Consider the following 15,998-nt stretch of genomic DNA (forward strand, 5'->3'; position numbering starts at 1 on the left):
CGGCCGTGGTGGGCGCCGCTTCGAGCCGGCGCCCACCGCGGCCGGTCCTGCCGGAAGCTCAGCCCAGCGCGTGCAGCAGCTCGCGGCAGGCGCGCTCGCAGTCGCGGCAGGTCTGCGCGCACACCCGGCAGTGGTCGTGCGTGCCGGCGTGCCGCTCGCACTCGTCGGCGCAGGTCCGGCAGGCGACGATGCACGCCTGCAGGACGGCGCTGGTCAGGTTGGCGTCGTAGCCGGTGTGGCGGGACAGCACCTGCCCGGTGGCGGCGCACACGTCGGCGCAGTCCAGGTCGGTGCGGACGCATGACACCAGCCGGGCCACGTCCGGTTCGCTCAGGCAGGCGTCGGCGCAGGCAGTGCAGGTCTGGGCGCAGTCGTAGCACGCCTCGATGCACCGGGCGAGCGCCTCGCGGTCCACCCCGCCGAGACCGGCGGGGTAGCGGTCGAGCATGGCGGTCGCGTGGGTCATCGGTATCCCCTCCGAACGGTCGCGGTACCCGTCGCGGCTACCCGGCGCCGCCGAAGCGCTAACGCGTCCGCTTGGGGGCGGGTCCTGCGGGCGGCGCCGGATCGGCCTCCACCAGGGCGCGCAGCCGCCGGGCCAGCCGCTCGGTGCCCCAGACCGCCGCGGCCAGCACGGCGCCGGCCCCGCCGACGACGGCGGCGACCGGCCACCACCCGGCGGCCAGGGCCACCGCCGCGCCGAGCGCGCCGCCGAGCAGGGCGGACAGCGCCATCCGGCGCAGCTCGCCCAGGAAACCCGTGAGCAGCAGACCGACCACGGTCAAGGGGATGGCGGCCATGGCCGCCAGGATGTAGGTCCCCAGCGGGGTCGTCTGGAAGCAGGGGTCGTCGGCCTCCATGTAGCGGCCCGTGCAGGAGGTGCCGAAGACCCCGCCCCAGCCCGCGGCCGCCAGGGCCATGCCGGTCACGACCAGGACGGGGCCCGCCCAGGCCCACGCTCTTCGCAGCACAGCCGGACGATACTCCAGGCCGGGCGGGAACGGACGGGCAGGCCGGGCCCCGGCGCCCGCTACGCGGTGACGCGCGGGCCGAGCAGGTCGTCCAGGCCGATGCGGGTCAGGAAGCGGGCGCGGACGCGGTCGGCGACCTCGCTGACCTCCGCCGAGCCGTCGTCGGCCGGGTCGACGTGCACCCGGAACGGGCGGGTGCCGTGCGGGGCGCCGACGACCGCGACGACGGCGTCGGCCACCATGGAGACGTCGGCGCCGGGCGGCTGGAGTTCGGCCAGCCGCGCGCCCACCTGCTCCATCAGGCCGCCGTACCGCTCGTCATAGGCCGCGAGCACGGCCGTCTCGGCCGGGTGGCCGGCATTGGCGAAGTGCCGGGTGCCCGAGGTGAAGGCGCCGGGGACGACGATGGTCGTCTCGATGCCGAAGCGGGCCAGCTCCGCCGCGTAGGACACGGCCAGCGCGTCGGCCGCCGCCTTGGCCGCGAAGTACGGCGCGAGGTAGGGCGGGGTGCCGCCGCGGGTGGAGCTGGAGCCGATCCACAGCAGCAGGCCGCGCCCGCGTTCGCGCAGGTGCGGCAGGACGGCCCGGTTGAGCCGCTGGCTGCCCAGCACGTTGGTGTCGTAGACGGCGGCCAGCTCCTGGGGCGTGAAGGCCTCGGCGGGGCCGAGCACCATGTGCCCGGCGTTGTGCACCACCACGTCGATCGCGCCCGTCTCGGCCAGGACGGTGGCGACCGCCGCGTCGACGGACTCCTGCGACAGGACGTCCAGTTCGACGGTGCGCAGGTCCACACCGTGCTCCTTGGCGTAGGCGGCGGCGTCGGCGACGCGCTCGGCGTTGCGGCCGGTGGTGGCGCGCATCGCCGCGTACACGGTGTGCCCGGCGCGGGCCAGGGCGCGCGCGGACAGCGCGCCGAAACCCGAACTCGCGCCGGTGATGAGGACGGTCGTGCTCATTGCTGCTCCGGTATGTCGTCGGGGCGCCCCCGTCGGCGGGGGCGGGGATCGGTCAGGCGAAGGTGATGACGCGGCGGCCGCCGCCGGCTCCGCCGCCCATGGCCTCCAGCGCCGCCGGCGCCTCGTCCAGGCCGATCGGTGTGATCTCGGGCAGGATGCGGTGCTGCGCTGAGAAGGCCAGCGTGTCGCGCAGGTCGTGCGGCGAGCCGGACGGCGAGGCCATGACCCGCAGCCGGTTGAGCACCATGGGCGGGACCGGCAGGGTGAGCGGCGCGTTGTCGTAGCCGCAGAGTACGAGCGTGCCGTCGGGGGCGAGCCCGGTGACGGCGGCGGCCGCCGCCGCGGTGGACGGGGCGGCGTTCAGGATGACGTCCGCGCCGCCGTCCCACGCCTTGAGCGCCGCGGCGGGGTCGGTGTCGCGGGAGGCGACGTACAGCTCCGCGCCGAGGTCCTTGGCGTGCGTCTCGCCCGACGCCGAGCGGCCGACCAGCGCGACCCGCGCGCCCATGGCGAGGGCGTAGCGGACGGCCAGCGCGCCGACGCCGCCGCTGCCGATGACCGCCACCCGCGAGTCGGCGGTGGCGCCGGCCCGCCGCAGGCCGTTGAAGGCGGTCAGGCCCGCGCACATCAGCGGCGCCGCGGCCACCGGGTCGAGCCCGGCCGGCAGCGGGGTGACGTACCCGCCCTTGAACAGGCCGTACTCGGCGTAGCCGCCGTCGGCGACGATGCCGGTGATGCGCTTGGACGGGCACAGGATCTGCTCGCCGGACACGCAGTAGTCGCAGTGGCCGCACGAGTCGTACAGGAACTGGGCGCCGACCGGGTCGCCCACGGACAGGCCGGGCACCCCGCTGCCGAGCGCCGCGACCGTGCCGGTGATCTCGTGGCCCGGGACGACCGGGAAGCGGGCGAACGGGTAGTGCCCGCGCACCAGGTTCAGATCGGTGAAGCACACCCCGCAGGCGGTGATCTTCACCAGGACCTCGCCGGGACCCGGCTCGGGCACCGGGCGGTCGGTCAGGGACGGCGGGATGTTCGCCCCGGTGGCGAGTACTGCGCGCATGACGTTTCCTCCTTGGCGGACAGCGGTGACCGGGACGCTCCGACCAGCGGGAACGCCCCCGTTCCGCTACCCCCAAGAGTGGCGCGCCCGCATCGGCGGCGAAAGGGCGCAGCCTGGGGTGGTCAACCCCGGGCTGGGGGGACGCCGAAGGCCGGGCCCGGGGTGTCGCGCCAGACCTCGGCGGGGTCGAGGGTGCGCAGCGCCGCCACGGCGCCGGGGTCGTCGGGCACGAACCACAGCAGCCGCTGCGCGGTGTCGGCCGTGACGATGGTGTTGCAGGTGACCTTGAGGGTGCCCAGGGCGGGGTTGACCACCCGCTTGTACTCCTCGTGGCGCACCGCGACCTCCCGGGCCCGCCACAGCCCGGCGAACTCGGCGCTATGGGCCAGCAGGTGGCGGACCAGTTCGGAGCAGGTGCGGTCGGCCGGGCCGCGGCGGGCGGCGGCGGCGCGCAGGTCGGAGACGAGCAGCCGGGAGTGGTACTCGTGGTCGTCCGGCGGATAGAGTCCGCGGGTCGCCGGGGCGGTGAACCAGTGGAAGAGGAAGCTCGCCCGGATCCCGGTCAGGCCCGCCTGGGGGCCGACCAGGACCTGGGCGGCGTGGTTCTGCACCACCACTTCGTGCATATCGGTGATGACCATGGCGGGGGTGTCGTCCAGGCGCTGCATCAGCTGGCGCAGCGCCGACTGCATCCGCAGCGGCTCCGCGCCGATGGGCGCCGGGTGCCCGGCCAGGTGGAGCAGGTGGCCGGTCTCGTCGGAGTCCAGGCGCAGGGTCCGGGCCAGCGCGTGCAGCACCGGCTCCGACGGGCACTGCCCGCGGCCCTGCTCCAGTTCGGTGTAGTAGTCGGCGGACACGCCGGCCAGCCGCGCCACCTCGTCCCGGCGCAGGCCGGGCACCCGCCGCCTCGTTCCGGGCGGCAGGCCGACGGCCTGCGGGCTCAGCCGGTCGCGCCGCGACTTCAAGAAGGCTCCAAGTTCGACCAGGTCCACCGCGTCCTCCCCGACTCCGCTCCCCACCTCCGACTCTACGACCAGGTGGCGGACCAGGGGAGAAGGCGGCGGTGCTCAGGCGAGTACGGCCGGCTTGAGCACGTCCTCGCACCACCGGCGGAAGCCCGTTCGGCCGCCGGACTCGGGCGTGCGGGCCACGGCCTGGTCGAGTCCGGCGCCCTTGGCCGCCATCATGTCGGCCATGCCCTGCGCCATCGCCTCCGACATCCCGGCGGCGAGGAGGTTCGCCCGGTAGGCGTCGAGCGGGACCCGCTGGAAGCGGATCGGCCGCCGCAGCACCTCCGACATGGTCCGCGCCATGTCCGCGCAGGACAGGTCCTCGGGGCCGAGCACCGGGACCTCGCCCACCCCGCTCCAGGAGCGATCGAGCAGCAGCCGGGTGGCGGCGGTGGCGATGTCGCGGGTGGCGCAGGTGGGCAGCCTGAGGTCCGCGGGCAGCGGCGAGTGGAACACGCCGCGGGTCCTGATCGACTCGGCCTGGCGCAGGACGTTGTCCATGAACGAGGGCATCACCAGGGCCCGGTAGGGCACGCCGGTGCCCGCGATCAGGTCGTCCGCCGCCAGCGACGCCGTCACCAGGCCGGCCTCGCGCTCCATCGCGGTGCCGCGGCCCAGGGCGGAGACGCCGACCACCCGCCCGACGCCGTGCTCGCCGAAGGCGTCGCAGGCCGGCCGGGTGAAGTCCACATAGGCGGCCTCCGGGCTCTTGGCGCGAGGGTCCGGGGGCACCAGCCAGAACACGGCGTCGGCGCCCGCGAGGGCGGCGCCGACGACAGCGGGGTCGCCGTGCGAGCCGGGTACGACCTCGGCGTGCGCGCGCACGTACGCGGAGAGGCGGGCCGGATCGCGTGCGATCACGCGGATAGGCTCGCCGCTGCCGAGGAGATTCGCGACCACCTGGCGTCCGATGGCGCCGGTGGGTGCGGTGACGACGATCATGTGAAGCTCCTGAGCGACCGATGAAAGTAAACTAGACCGTACCGTTTACTTTATGGGAGGGCAAGGCGGATGGCGAGGCGCGGGGACGAACTGCGGGAGCACATCCTGTGGGCGGCGAAGGACGTCTTCCTGGAGCTGGGCTTCGCGCGCGCTTCGATGGACGCGGTGGCCGCCCGCGCCGGGACCTCCAAGCGGTCCCTCTACGCGCACTTCGAGAGCAAGGACCGGCTCTTCCTCGCCGTCGTCGACCTCGCCCGCGACCTCTACCTCGGCCGCCTGCGCACGCCCGACGCCTACGGCGAGGACGCGGTGGAGGCGGTCGTCGTCTACTGCGCCCGCTTCCTCCAGCTCCTTTTGCGCAGGCCCGCGCTGCGGACCTGCCGCCTCGGCATCGCCGAGGCCGAGCGGCTGCCCGAGGCGTCGGCCCGCTACCACGACGCGATCTTCGACACCAGCCGGCGGCGGCTGGCCGGCTACCTGGCCGAGCGCTTCGACCTGAGCCCGGCGGCGGCCGAGGAGGCCGCGGGCCGGCTCCTCGGCGGCACGGTCCACCCGCGCCTGTTCCGGGCGCTGCTGGGCGTCGAGCCGCCGCTGGACGAGGCGGCCGACGAGGCGTCGCTGGCCGCCGACGTCGACCTCGCGCCCATCCGCGCCGCCGTCACCGCGGTGCTCGGCCCGTCCGCCGGGGGCGGATAAGCGGATGCCGCCGGTCGCGGGCACCGGATACCGTGGTCGGTGTGCCGCGTACTCCCGATATCTCCATGTGAGGGCGCGATGTGAGGGCCTGGCGGCCGCGCGCCGCCCCCGTCGGACGTTCCCTGATCACCTCTCACCACCCTGGAGAACCTGTGGCCAAGCGCCGTAACGACCTTCTCGGCCTGGGCGGGCAGCGCAAGAAGCTGTCCCGTGCCGACCGGCAGGGCTCCGGCCCCGCCTCCGCCGCCGACCGCGACGCCGTCGCCGACCGCAAGCAGGAACTGCTGCGCAAGATGCGCGAGCGCGCCCAGGCCGACCGGCCCGCCGCGGCCGAGCCGGAGCAGCGGTCCGAGGGCGAGGGCTAGCCCCCGGACCCCGGCCCTTCCACCAGGCGGCCGGCCCGGCGCGGTGCCGGACCGGCCGCCTGCGGCGTTCCGGCGCCCCGGGCCGGAGCGCGGGGTCCGTTTCCAAAATTCTTTCTCCCGAACGGCCGCCCGCCCGCCGCGGGCGTTCTTCCTGCTGCGGCCGGTGCGGAATTCGGGAACAGGTAATTCGATCTTGTACGAGTAAGGTCCTTGTGTCGTCGGTCGCCCTTGAATTTGCACATACGGGGTGGCTAGCGTGGCGGCGGCCGATGAAATATATCGGTATGCAATAGCGCACGACCGAGATGACGGAGGTACCCATGAAGAAGTTCATGTACCGGGTCGCCGCGACCCTTCGGATCGCGGACTCCCGTCGGCTGACCACCCCGTACGTCTACTACTAAAGGCCGGACCCCTGACGGCGATGGCGTCGGACGAGCCAGGGTCGCGCCGGCCGCGGCGGGCCGGTCGGCATGGCTGACCGGCCCGGGCCGCGCCCCCCGGGGCCCCGGGGCGACCGCTGGAGCGGCAATTTCGCCGATTACGCGGTGGACCCGCTGGGATTCCTGTCGCGGTGCGCGGCGGAATTCGGCGATGTGGTGCTGCTGGGGGAGCACAATGTGCTGGTCGTCCATCCGGACGAGGTCGAGCGGATCCTGGTCGACCGCGACCGCTCCGTGGTGAAGGACCGGCCGAATCTGCGCAGGCGGGCCCATACGGGATTCCCGCGAGCGATGATGAACAGCGAGGGCGGGGATTGGCTGCGCAAGCGCCGCCGGCTGCAGCCGGTCTTCCGCCCCGAGCGGCTCGCCGCCCTGGCGGCCGGAGCCGAGGCGGAGGTCGACCGCACCGTCGCCGGCTGGCGCGACGGCGAACTCCTCGACATCCACCCGGAGATGGCGCGGCTCGCGCTGACCGTCGCCTCCACGCACCTGCTGGGCGCCTCGGCCGGGGAGGCCGCCGAGAGCGTCCAGCGGGCGGTGGAGGCCATCATGCGCCTCACCGCCACCCCGATGCGGCTGCCCGCGTGGTTCCCCAGCCCGGTCAACCTGGCGCTGCGCCGCTCGCTGGCCGAACTGGACCGGAACCTGGACGCGATCATCGCCCGACCGTCGGCCGGGCCCGGCCACGACACGGTCCTCGGCCTGCTCAAGGGCGCCGATCCGCCGCTGGACCCCGCCGAGATCCACGACGAGCTGGCCACCCTGCTCATGTCGGGCTACGAGACGACCGCCGAGGCGCTGACCTGGCTGTGGTACCTGGTGGGCACCCACCCGGGGGTGGACCGGCGGCTGAGCGCCGAGGCGGGCGACCCGGCCGGGGCCTACCTGGACGCGGTCGTCAAGGAGGTCATGCGGCTGTACCCGCCGGCCTGGGTGACCAGCCGCGAGACGGCCGCCCCCGTCGAGCTCGGCGGGTACCCCGTCCCCGCCGGCACGACCGTCACGGTCAGCCAGTGGGTCACCCACCGCGACGAGCGGTGGTACGCGGCGCCGCTCGTCTTCGACCCCGCCCGCTGGCTCGACGGCGGCCCGCCGCACCGCTACGCCTACTTCCCGTTCGGCGGCGGCCCCCGCGGCTGCATCGGGGCGTCGATGGCGCTGCGCGAGATCGCGGTGATCACCGCGGCGCTGCGCTCCCGGGTCCGGTTCGAACTCGTCGAGCCGGACGGCGTCCGGCCCAGGCCGGCGCTCACCCTCCAGCCGCGCGGCGTGCGCGCCGTCGTGCGCAAGCTCCCGGCCGGCTGAGCCGCCGCGACGGAAAGGGGTCCGCAGTGCAGGTGATCGGCGTCGGCTTCGGCCGGACGGGCACGGTCTCGCTCCGGCTCGCGCTCGAAGCGCTCGGCTTCGCGCCCTGCTACCACATGAAGGAGCTGTACGACCGGCCCGAGCGGCTCGCGCTGTGGCGGGCCGCCGCCGAGGGCCGCGCGGATTGGACCCAGGTGCTGGCCGGGTACCGGGCGACGCTCGGCTGGCCGGGCTGCGCCTTCTGGCCCGGACTGGTGGCGGCCTTCCCCGAGGCCAAGGTGATCCTGACCAGCCGGGACCCCGCCGAGTGGTACCGCAGCGCGTACCGCACGCTGTACCGCAGCCGTTTCGGCCCCGACGGGGCGCCCCGGACGCCGGAGGGCCGGGCGGGCGAGGTCTTCGCCTTTAACGAGGAGGTGATCTGGCAGGGCGCCTTCGGCGGCCGCTTCGAACAGCCCGAGCACGCCGTGCGCGTGTTCACCGAGCACGAGCGGCGGGTCCGCGCGGGGGTGCCGGCCGAGCGCCTGCTGGAGTTCCGGGCCGCCGACGGCTGGGCGCCGCTGTGCGCCTTCCTCGGCGTCCCCGTACCTGACCGGCCGTACCCCGACACCAACTCCGCCGAGTCCTACCGCGCCCGGGTGCTCGGGCCGGGCCGCTGAGCGCGCTCCGCGCCCCTCAGCCCGGGACCGGCCCGGACGCGCGCCGCTCGCGGCGGCGCACGCGCGTGGTGTGCACGACGACGCCCGCCACGACCAGCAGCACGGCGAGGCCGGCCCAGACGAAGGAGGCCGGCGTGTTGACCGGGACGGACTCGGCGCCGGGCAGCCGGCCGCCGTCGCGGCCGGAGGCGGCGACCAGCAGCAGGACGACGATCGTGGCGGCGGTGGCCAGGCGGGCGCCCAGCCGGGCGGCGCTGATCAGCGGGCGCTCGCGCACCGCCGGATCGCTCAGCCGCAGCCGCTCACTGGACCGGGCCGGGGCGAGCAGCCGGGCCAGCAGCAGCGCGGCGACCGGGAGCTGGAGCAGCCACAGGCCGGTGCGCAGCCAGCCGTCGAACCAGACGCTGGTGCCGTACAGCAGGGTGTGCCAGACGCTGAGCGCGTACACCACGATGATCAGGCGGTGCAGGGCGCGCCACATGCGCGAGCCGGTGGCCTGCCGCACGTAGTAGGCGAGCCCCAGCGGGATGGCGAGGTAGAAGGCGAGCAGGCCGACCAGGATCGCCACCTGCCCGGTGCCCGAGGGGTAGCCGCCGGGGACGAAGGACTCGACGAAGGCGGTCAGCACCCGCCCGCCCCAGGGCAGCTCGTAGTCGTTGGCGCGCACCAGCTCGACGAAGAAGGCGAGCGCGTGCGCGAACATCAGCGCGATCGTGGTGAGGCTGGTGGTCCGGTGCAGGCGCTCGATCCGGGCGGCCGAGAACGGCATCCAGCCGGGCAGCGTGCTGGAGCGGATCAGGCCGAGCATGACGGTGATCCAGGCCCACAGCAGCGCCGACCAGCCGAAGGCCTGGCACAGCCAGTACACCCAGTACTGGTTCGCGTCGGCGAGGAAGGGCATCACCTGGACGGTCTGGGAGACGCCCGCGGCGACGCGGCTGTAGAGCCACCAGAAGATCAGCCCGGTGATCACCAGCGCGGCGCTCGCGTCGGGGACGGCGCCGCGCAGGTCGGCGGCGAATCCGGCGAGGTCGATCCGGCGCCCGCGCCTTTTCCGCGGCGGGGCGGACTCCGCCGCCGAATCGCCGGGAATCGGATTCCGAACCTCGCTCATTGCCACCTCGCGGGCGTCGAAGCATGATCGAATGACCCGTCCACGGTGACGGATGTCGGTTTCGGGGACCTTTGTACCTTGAAACGCAGAATTCGGCTAGACCGTGCTTCCGCACGAACTTCGTGACGGCGCCGGCCGTTCCGCCGCCGGAACCGTGCTTCCCCTGATGATCAGCGGCGATGCGCATCGGCCGACAATTTCGCGATCGGCCGGGAACTTTTCCGGCCTTTCGTACGACTGGGCGCCGACTTCTGGAACTTTCCCGGCTTTCCGCCCGACTGTGGATTGAACCGTCATCCACAGCGGGACCCTCTTATAGGGCCCTCGCGAAAGGAGCGATCGAGCATGAAGAAGCTGACCCTCACCGTGCGCCGCAAGAAGACCCGCAGCCGGCTGCTGAACAACCACGCCTGATCCGGCGCGGTCCTGCCGGGCGGCCGCGCGCCGCCCGGCAGGCGGCGCCCCAAGGTGCCCGCGGTGTCGGGCGAACGCACAGGTGCACGGACAGGGACGAGGAGTCGGTGTGGACGTGGAGTACCGGAGGGCGCGCTCGGTCGTGCTGTACTGGCACGACGGCGAGCTGACGGCGGAGAACTACCTGGAGAGCCGGTCGACCGACACCGAGACCGAGAACGCGGTCACGGTCGACGTCGAGGCGCTGCGGCTGCTGGAGCGCTTCGACGACTGGAACACCGCGGGCAAGCTCGCGGCCGAGCTGCCGGAGTTCGACCCCGAGTCGGTGCGCGCGGGCGTGGCGGCCCTGGCCGACAGCGGGCTGCTGCTGGACCGGGAGCAGGCCGAGCGCGAGGAGCGCTTCCTGGCCGCCTGGGAGAACTGGGGCGAGGAGGCCCGCTACTTCCACTTCGGCACCCGCAACGCGATCTACACCGGCGACACCCTCGAACAGCGCCGCTCCGACGCCCGCTGGGTGCGCGAGACCGGCGGCACCCCGCCCGCCATCTTCAAGTCCTATCCCCAGGCGCCGCGCGTCTACCTGCCGCGGCTGTTCGCGCCGCTGGACGACCCCTTCGGCGAGGTGCTCACCCGCCGCCGCACCCACCGCGCCTTCACCGGCGAGCCCGTGGGCATCCGCGAGCTGTCCACCGCGCTGTTCACCACCTTCGGCCCCATGCAGCTCTACGACGCCGGCGACCTGGGCACGCTGATGCTGCGCACCAGCCCCTGCGGCGGCGCCCGCCACGAGCTGGAGGGCTACGTGGCCGTCATGGACGTGCAGGACGTGCCGCCGGGCCTGTACCACTACAACGCCGAGGCGCACGCGCTGGAGCTGATCGACGCAGGCTTCGACCGGGACCGGCTGCACCGGCTCACCTTCGAGTCGCAGATGTGCACCCCCTCGGCCTTCGTCTGCTTCGTCACCGCCGTCTACGAGCGGACCATGTACAAGTACCGCCACTCCCGCGCCTACCGGGTCACCCTGCTGGGCGCCGGGCACCTCGGCCAGACCTTCGTGCTCACCGCCACCGCGCTGGGCCTGGGCGCCTGGCAGAGCGCGGCCTTCCGGGACGAGGAGCTGGACGAGGCGCTGGGCGTCGACGGCTTCAGCGAGGGCGCGCTGTACATGTTCGGCGCGGGCGACCCAGTGCCGGCGGAGGGCGGGATGCCCCGGGGCACCAGCCGCGCCACGCTGGTCGACCCGGCCGCGCTGATGGCCCACGCAAGGCCTCCGGGAGACGCGCCGCGCCCTTGAACGGACAGGCACACCCCTACGCGCGGCTGCTCCGGCAGCGCTGGGCCCCGTCGCTGCTGGCGGTCGGGGTCCTGGCACGCGTACCCCTCCAGGCGTACTCCTTCGCCGTCCTACTGCTGGTCGTGGAGCGCACCGGCTCCTACCCGGCCGCGGGCGCGGTCACCGCGGCCACCGGCGCGGCCTACGCCGTGTGCGTGCCGGTGCACGCCCGGCTGGTCGACCGCCACGGCCAGACGGTGCCGCTGCTGGCGGCCTCGGCCGCCAACGCCGCCGCCTTCGCCGGGCTGATCCTGGCCGCCCGCCCCGGCGCCGGCGCCGTGGTCCTGGGGGTGTGGGCCGCGCTGGTGGGCGCCACCCTGCCGCCGGTGGCGGCCGCGGCCCGCGCGCTGTGGTCGACGGTGGTCGACGACCCCGCGGTGCGCCGGGCCGCCCTGGCGGCCGACGCGCTGGTGCTGGACCTGGCCCTGGTCGCCGGCCCGCTCGCCGTGACGGGCGCGAGTCTGCTGGCCGACCCGGCCTGGGCGCTGGGCGGCTGCGCGGCCGCGCTGCTCGGCGGCACGGTCTGGTTCGCCCGGCTGGCGCCCTCGCGGCGGTGGCGGCCGGCGGCGCGGCGCGGCGGCCTGCTCGGACCGCTGCGCTCACCCGGCGTGCGGCTGCTGCTGGCGGTGTCGGTGCTCACCGGCGCGCTGCTGGGCACCCTGCGGCTCGGCTTCGTCGCCTTCGCCGACGAGCACGCCCTCCCCGAGGCGGGCGGGCTCGCGCTGGCCGCCTTCGGGCTCGGCAGCCTGCTCGGCGGCCTGGCCTACGGCGCGGTCGCCTGGCGCGGCGACACGGCGGCGCGCTTCCCCGCCCTGGTGGCCGGGTACGCGCTCTCGGCCGCCGTGCTCCCGTTCGCCCCGGGTATCGGCGTGCTGCTGGTGCTCTGCCTGGCGGCGGGCGCCTGGCTGGCGCCGATCGTCATCGCCAACTTCGAACTGGTGGGACGGGTCGCCCCCGAGGGCACCCTCACCGAGTCCTTCGCCTGGGGGATCACCGCGACCTTCGCGGGCGCCTCGCTCGGCAACCTCGCGGGCGGACTGCTCGCGGAGGCGTCGGCCGCGGGCGCCTTCGCCGCGGCCGCCGGCTTCGGCGCCCTGGCGGCCGGCTGCGCGCTCGCCGGCCGCGGCGCGCTCGCCCCGCCGCCCGCACCCTCCGCCCGCCCCGCGGACCCCGACTCCGAGAGATAGCCGATCGAAGGCCAGAAAGGCAGGTCCGTGACCCCTCCCATTCCGACCGCAGCCCGCCGGTGCGCGGCGACCGCCGCGGCGGCGCTGCTGGCGGCCGCCACCGCCTGCTCGGCCACCGCCGCCCCCGCCCCGGACGGCTCCGCCGCCGCCGGCACCGGCTACCGGCCGGTGACCGTGGCCGACTGCACCGGGACCGAGACCCGCTACGAGCGGGCACCCTCGCGGGTCGTGCCGCTGAGCCCGAGCGTGCTGGAGATGGTGCTCTGGCTCGGCGCCGAGGACCGGATCGCCGCCGTCGGCCAGCAGCCGCGCCCGGGCGCCATGCCGCCGGAGTTCGCGGACACCGCGGCCGGGCTCGCCTCCCTGTCGGGCTCCTACACCGTGGGCGGCGGCTACCGGGCGGTGCCCAGGGAGGAACTGCTGTCCGTCCAGCCGGACCTGGTGCTGGGCGGCTTTCCCAGCAACTTCGACGCCGAGGGCGCCATGTCGCAGCAGGAACTGGCCGAGGCGGGGGCCGACTCCTACCTGGCCTTCAGCACCTCGTGCGCCACAGCGCTCACCGGCCCGCAGACCGATCTGGAGCTGGTCTACCGCGACCTGGAGAACCTGGGCGGCATCCTCGGCGTCCCCGAGCGGGCCGCCGAGCTGGTCGAGGAGATGCGCGCCCGCGTGTCGCAGGCGGGCGGGCGGGCCGCGGCGGCCGAGCGGCCCACCGTGTTCCCGTTCGAGTTCGACGAGGGCACCGCCACCCCCTACGCGCCCGGCAACCGGCAGACCGTCAACGCGGTGATCGAGCTGGCCGGGGGCCGCAACCTCTTCGCCGACCGGGACGGAGTGTACGAGCAGGTCGGCTGGGAGCAGGTGGTCGACCGGGACCCGGACGTCATCCTGGTCATCGTCTACGACCAGGGCGGCGCCGCCGCCAATGCCGCCCGCGCCGCCGAGGCCGAGGAGTTCCTGACGTCCGCCGCGGCGCTGCGCGGCGTCACCGCGGTGCGCGAGCGGCGCTTCGCCCGGCTGGTCTACGAGGAGGCGTCGGTGGGCGGCGTCCGCACCGCCGACGCGGTGGCCGAGCTGGCCGAGCAGCTGCACGGCGCGCCGTGACGGCTCCGGCCCGCACCGCGGCGCCCGCCGCCCGGGGCCGCGGCCCGGTATGGCCGGGCTGTGCCGGGATCTGCGCCGTGCTGGCCGCCGGCCTGGTGGCGTCGGTCTGCCTCGGCGCGGTGGAGGTGCCCCCGGGCACGGTGCTGCGGATCATCGCCCGGCACCTGTCCGGCGGCGGGCCGGGGCCCTGGACCGCCAGCCAGGACACGGTGGTGTGGAACCTGCGCGTCCCGCGCGCACTGCTGGCCGCGCTGGTCGGCGCGGGGCTGGCGCTGGCGGGGGCCGCCACCCAGACCCTGGTGCGCAATCCGCTCGCCGACCCCTACGTGCTGGGCCTCACCTACGGCGGCGCGGTCGGGGCCGTCGCGGTGCTGGTCACCGGCTTCGCGCCCTTCGGGCCCGCCTCGGCCGGCATCGCCGCCTTCGCCGGGGCGCTGGCCGCCTTCGCCACCGTGTACGCGCTGGCCGGGGCGCGGCGGGCACTGGCGCCGCTGCGGCTGGTGCTGTCGGGGATGGCGGTCACCTACGCGCTCTCGGGTGTCACCAGTTTCCTGGTGCTGCGGGCCGACGACCCGGGGACGACCAACTCGGTGCTGTTCTGGCTGTTCGGCAGCCTGGCCGAGGCCGACTGGGGCGACCTGGGGCTGCCCGCCGCCGTCCTGGCGGTGGTGATGACGGTGATGCTGGCGCAGGCCCGCCCGCTCAACGCGCTGCTGCTCGGCGACGAGACCGCGACCAGCCTGGGCACACCGCCGGCGCGCACCCGCGCCCTGCTCTTCCTGCTGATCGCGCTGCTCACCGGCATCATGGTGGCGCTGGCCGGCGGTATCGGCTTCATCGGGCTGGTCGTCCCGCACGCCGTGCGGCTGCTCACCGGCGGCGACCACCGCCGGCTGCTGCCGCTGGCGGCGCTGGCCGGCGCCGCCTTCCTGGTGCTGGTCGACATCGCCGCCCGCACCGCGCTGAGCCCGCAGGAGCTGCCGGTGGGCATCGTCACCGCCGTCCTGGGCGCGCCGCTGTTCCTCTGGCTCGTGCACGCGCGGGCCCGCGACACCTCGGGGCTGTAGATGAGCGCACCGAAGCCGGCCGCGCTGGTCCTCGACGGCGTCCGCGTCGACCTGTCCGGCGTGCGGATCGTCTCCGGGATCGACATCGCCGTCGGGCCGGGGGAGCGCGTCGGGCTGATCGGTCCCAACGGCAGCGGCAAGTCCACCCTGCTGCGGGCGGTCTACCGGCACCTGCGGCCGCACTCGGGCGGCGTCCGGTACGGCGGCGCGGACCTGTGGCGGCTGCCGCCCCGGCAGGCCGCCCGCGCCATCGCCGCGCTGCCGCAGGAGAACCACGCCGACCTGGAGCTGACCGGCTACGAGATGGCGGCGATGGGCCGCACCCCGCACAAGGGCCCCTTCGCCGCCGACACCGACGAGGACCGCGCCGCCATCGGCGAGGCGCTGCGGCGGACCGGGACCGAGCACCTGGCCGGGCGGGCCTTCGCCGGCCTGTCCGGCGGCGAGAAGCAGCGCGTGCTGCTCGCCCGGGCGCTGGCCCAGCGCACCCCGCTGCTGGTGCTGGACGAACCCACCAACCACCTCGACGTCCGGCACCAGTTCGAACTGCTCGACCTGGTGAGCGCCAGCGGCCGCACCGTGCTGGCCGCCCTGCACGACCTGAACCTGGCGGCCGCCTACTGCCACCGGCTCTACGTGCTCGACGGCGGCCGCGTCACCGCCGCCGGCACCCCTGAGGAGGTGCTGACCGAGCGGCTGGTCGCCGAGGTCTTCGGCGTGCACGCCCAGGTCGTCGCCAATCCGCGCACCGGCCGCCCGCACCTGATCCTCAACCCCGCCGAGCCCTCCGGCGGGGGTGCGGCCCCCGGTTGACGGAGGTCTCGGGGAGAAGACGACTTCGGTCGCGGGGCCGTCGACTTCCGGCCGATGCGGGCGGCCCCGCGCGATCTCCATCCTGGGACGCAGGACCGGGCGCCGGGCACGGTCGCCCTGGCCGGATGCGAGGCGGGAGAGACCCATGGAGATCGAGTTCCAGGCCGTCGCGGTGGCGGCGGCGGCCGCGTTCCTGTTCGCCGTCGCCTACCACACGGCGGTCTCCCGGAGGCTCGCGCCGCCGCCCGGCGCGGAGGCGGGCGCCGCGCCGCGGCCCTGGAAGATCCTGGCCTTCGAGCCGGTGCGGATCCTCGTCGTCGCCTGCGTCGTGGCGGGACTCTCCGCCGGGCTGGGGATCGCGGACGCGGCGGGCGCCCTGGGACTCGCGCTCGCGGTCTGGGCCGGGTTCCCGCTGGTGCTGCTCAGCGGCTCCGTCGTCTGGTCCGGCCTGCCCTGGCGGCACGCCGCCGTCCAGGCGGGCAACTGGCTGGGCCGGCTGCTGGTCATCGCCGTGATCGTCGGCCTGTGGCCCTGACGCGGCCGGGTGTGGCGC

At 75.2% G+C, this 15,998-nt stretch carries 18 protein-coding genes; 11 read left to right on the forward strand and 7 right to left on the reverse strand.

Features of this window, described 5'->3' with window-relative positions; all coding sequences use genetic code 11:
* Window positions 1-58: 58 nt before the first annotated feature.
* The 6 genes from CLV72_RS05230 to CLV72_RS05255 all read right to left on the reverse strand — a co-directional run bounded on the left by CLV72_RS05230 (window position 59) and on the right by CLV72_RS05255 (window position 4,942).
* Entirely contained in the window at window positions 59-466 is a 408-nt protein-coding gene (locus tag CLV72_RS05230; protein ID WP_106240072.1) for a four-helix bundle copper-binding protein, read from the reverse strand.
* 58 nt (window positions 467-524) lie between these two features.
* A complete protein-coding gene (locus CLV72_RS05235; protein WP_106240076.1) occupies window positions 525-971 on the reverse strand; it encodes a hypothetical protein in 447 nt (148 codons plus the stop codon).
* 59 nt (window positions 972-1,030) lie between these two features.
* Entirely contained in the window at window positions 1,031-1,927 is an 897-nt protein-coding gene (locus tag CLV72_RS05240; RefSeq protein ID WP_106240079.1) for an SDR family NAD(P)-dependent oxidoreductase, read from the reverse strand.
* 52 nt (window positions 1,928-1,979) lie between these two features.
* Entirely contained in the window at window positions 1,980-2,990 is a 1,011-nt protein-coding gene (locus CLV72_RS05245; protein WP_106240083.1) for an alcohol dehydrogenase catalytic domain-containing protein, read from the reverse strand.
* A gap of 122 nt (window positions 2,991-3,112) precedes the next feature.
* On the reverse strand, window positions 3,113-4,009 hold the full coding sequence (locus CLV72_RS05250) for a helix-turn-helix transcriptional regulator (protein ID WP_211302702.1): 897 nt from the start codon (window positions 4,007-4,009) through the stop codon (window positions 3,113-3,115).
* A 48-nt stretch (window positions 4,010-4,057) separates the two neighbouring features.
* Entirely contained in the window at window positions 4,058-4,942 is an 885-nt protein-coding gene (locus CLV72_RS05255) for an NAD(P)H-binding protein (protein WP_106240088.1), read from the reverse strand.
* 69 nt (window positions 4,943-5,011) lie between these two features.
* On the opposite strand from CLV72_RS05255, the gene CLV72_RS05260 reads away from it, so the two are divergent.
* The 5 genes from CLV72_RS05260 (at window position 5,012) to CLV72_RS05275 (ending at window position 8,410) form a co-directional block, all read left to right on the forward strand.
* Window positions 5,012-5,638, forward strand: coding sequence for a TetR/AcrR family transcriptional regulator (locus CLV72_RS05260; protein WP_106240094.1), 627 nt, complete (start codon window positions 5,012-5,014; stop codon window positions 5,636-5,638).
* 152 nt (window positions 5,639-5,790) lie between these two features.
* Window positions 5,791-6,003: a DUF6243 family protein gene (locus CLV72_RS05265; protein ID WP_106240098.1), complete on the forward strand. Its 213-nt coding sequence runs from the start codon at window positions 5,791-5,793 to the stop codon at window positions 6,001-6,003.
* Window positions 6,004-6,308: 305 nt separating this feature from the next.
* Window positions 6,309-6,407 (forward strand): cittilin family RiPP precursor, encoded by a 99-nt coding sequence (locus CLV72_RS33105; protein WP_245929871.1) that lies wholly within the window; start codon window positions 6,309-6,311, stop codon window positions 6,405-6,407.
* A 69-nt stretch (window positions 6,408-6,476) separates the two neighbouring features.
* Complete coding sequence (locus CLV72_RS05270) at window positions 6,477-7,751, forward strand: cytochrome P450 (protein WP_106240101.1); 1,275 nt, start codon at window positions 6,477-6,479, stop codon at window positions 7,749-7,751.
* A 26-nt stretch (window positions 7,752-7,777) separates the two neighbouring features.
* A complete protein-coding gene (locus tag CLV72_RS05275) occupies window positions 7,778-8,410 on the forward strand; it encodes a sulfotransferase family protein (protein WP_106240104.1) in 633 nt (210 codons plus the stop codon).
* 16 nt (window positions 8,411-8,426) lie between these two features.
* Here the strand turns inward: CLV72_RS05275 and CLV72_RS05280 are convergent, their stop codons facing one another.
* Window positions 8,427-9,524 carry a ferric reductase-like transmembrane domain-containing protein gene (locus CLV72_RS05280; RefSeq protein WP_106240107.1) on the reverse strand — a complete coding sequence of 366 codons (1,098 nt, stop codon included), beginning with the start codon at window positions 9,522-9,524 and terminating at the stop codon, window positions 8,427-8,429.
* Between the two features lie 523 nt (window positions 9,525-10,047).
* On the opposite strand from CLV72_RS05280, the gene CLV72_RS05285 reads away from it, so the two are divergent.
* The 6 genes from CLV72_RS05285 to CLV72_RS05310 all read left to right on the forward strand — a co-directional run bounded on the left by CLV72_RS05285 (window position 10,048) and on the right by CLV72_RS05310 (window position 15,980).
* Window positions 10,048-11,235 carry a SagB/ThcOx family dehydrogenase gene (locus CLV72_RS05285; protein WP_106240110.1) on the forward strand — a complete coding sequence of 396 codons (1,188 nt, stop codon included), beginning with the start codon at window positions 10,048-10,050 and terminating at the stop codon, window positions 11,233-11,235.
* The gene (locus CLV72_RS32060) at window positions 11,232-12,461 is read left to right on the forward strand and encodes an MFS transporter (RefSeq protein ID WP_170140877.1); all 1,230 of its coding nucleotides are present in this window, start codon (window positions 11,232-11,234) and stop codon (window positions 12,459-12,461) included. Before CLV72_RS05285 ends, CLV72_RS32060 begins: the two co-directional genes overlap by 4 nt.
* 27 nt (window positions 12,462-12,488) lie before the next feature.
* A complete protein-coding gene (locus CLV72_RS05295) occupies window positions 12,489-13,565 on the forward strand; it encodes an ABC transporter substrate-binding protein (protein ID WP_106240114.1) in 1,077 nt (358 codons plus the stop codon).
* A gap of 77 nt (window positions 13,566-13,642) precedes the next feature.
* Window positions 13,643-14,632: a FecCD family ABC transporter permease gene (locus tag CLV72_RS05300; protein ID WP_245929873.1), complete on the forward strand. Its 990-nt coding sequence runs from the start codon at window positions 13,643-13,645 to the stop codon at window positions 14,630-14,632.
* Window positions 14,633-15,445, forward strand: coding sequence for an ABC transporter ATP-binding protein (locus CLV72_RS05305; RefSeq protein ID WP_106240117.1), 813 nt, complete (start codon window positions 14,633-14,635; stop codon window positions 15,443-15,445). It abuts the gene before it with no gap.
* A 145-nt stretch (window positions 15,446-15,590) separates the two neighbouring features.
* Window positions 15,591-15,980, forward strand: a complete 390-nt coding sequence (locus CLV72_RS05310) for a DUF1761 domain-containing protein (RefSeq protein ID WP_106240119.1) — start codon at window positions 15,591-15,593, stop codon at window positions 15,978-15,980.
* The last annotated feature ends 18 nt before the right edge of the window (window positions 15,981-15,998 follow it).

Source organism: Allonocardiopsis opalescens (assembly GCF_003002095.1).
GTDB classification, from domain to species: domain Bacteria; phylum Actinomycetota; class Actinomycetes; order Streptosporangiales; family Streptosporangiaceae; genus Allonocardiopsis; species Allonocardiopsis opalescens.

Excerpts from the sequence above, each read along its gene's own strand:
- CLV72_RS05310 (WP_106240119.1), top strand. The coding sequence starts at position 15,591 with ATGGAGATCGAGTTCCAGGCCGTCGCGGTGGCGGCGGCGGCCGCGTTC.
- CLV72_RS05245 (WP_106240083.1), bottom strand. The coding sequence starts at position 2,990 with ATGCGCGCAGTACTCGCCACCGGGGCGAACATCCCGCCGTCCCTGACC.
- CLV72_RS05260 (WP_106240094.1), top strand. The coding sequence starts at position 5,012 with ATGGCGAGGCGCGGGGACGAACTGCGGGAGCACATCCTGTGGGCGGCG.
- CLV72_RS05270 (WP_106240101.1), top strand. The coding sequence starts at position 6,477 with ATGGCTGACCGGCCCGGGCCGCGCCCCCCGGGGCCCCGGGGCGACCGC.
- CLV72_RS33105 (WP_245929871.1), top strand. The coding sequence starts at position 6,309 with ATGACGGAGGTACCCATGAAGAAGTTCATGTACCGGGTCGCCGCGACC.
- CLV72_RS05255 (WP_106240088.1), bottom strand. The coding sequence starts at position 4,942 with ATGATCGTCGTCACCGCACCCACCGGCGCCATCGGACGCCAGGTGGTC.
- CLV72_RS05240 (WP_106240079.1), bottom strand. The coding sequence starts at position 1,927 with ATGAGCACGACCGTCCTCATCACCGGCGCGAGTTCGGGTTTCGGCGCG.
- CLV72_RS05280 (WP_106240107.1), bottom strand. The coding sequence starts at position 9,524 with ATGAGCGAGGTTCGGAATCCGATTCCCGGCGATTCGGCGGCGGAGTCC.
- CLV72_RS05305 (WP_106240117.1), top strand. The coding sequence starts at position 14,633 with ATGAGCGCACCGAAGCCGGCCGCGCTGGTCCTCGACGGCGTCCGCGTC.
- CLV72_RS05230 (WP_106240072.1), bottom strand. The coding sequence starts at position 466 with ATGACCCACGCGACCGCCATGCTCGACCGCTACCCCGCCGGTCTCGGC.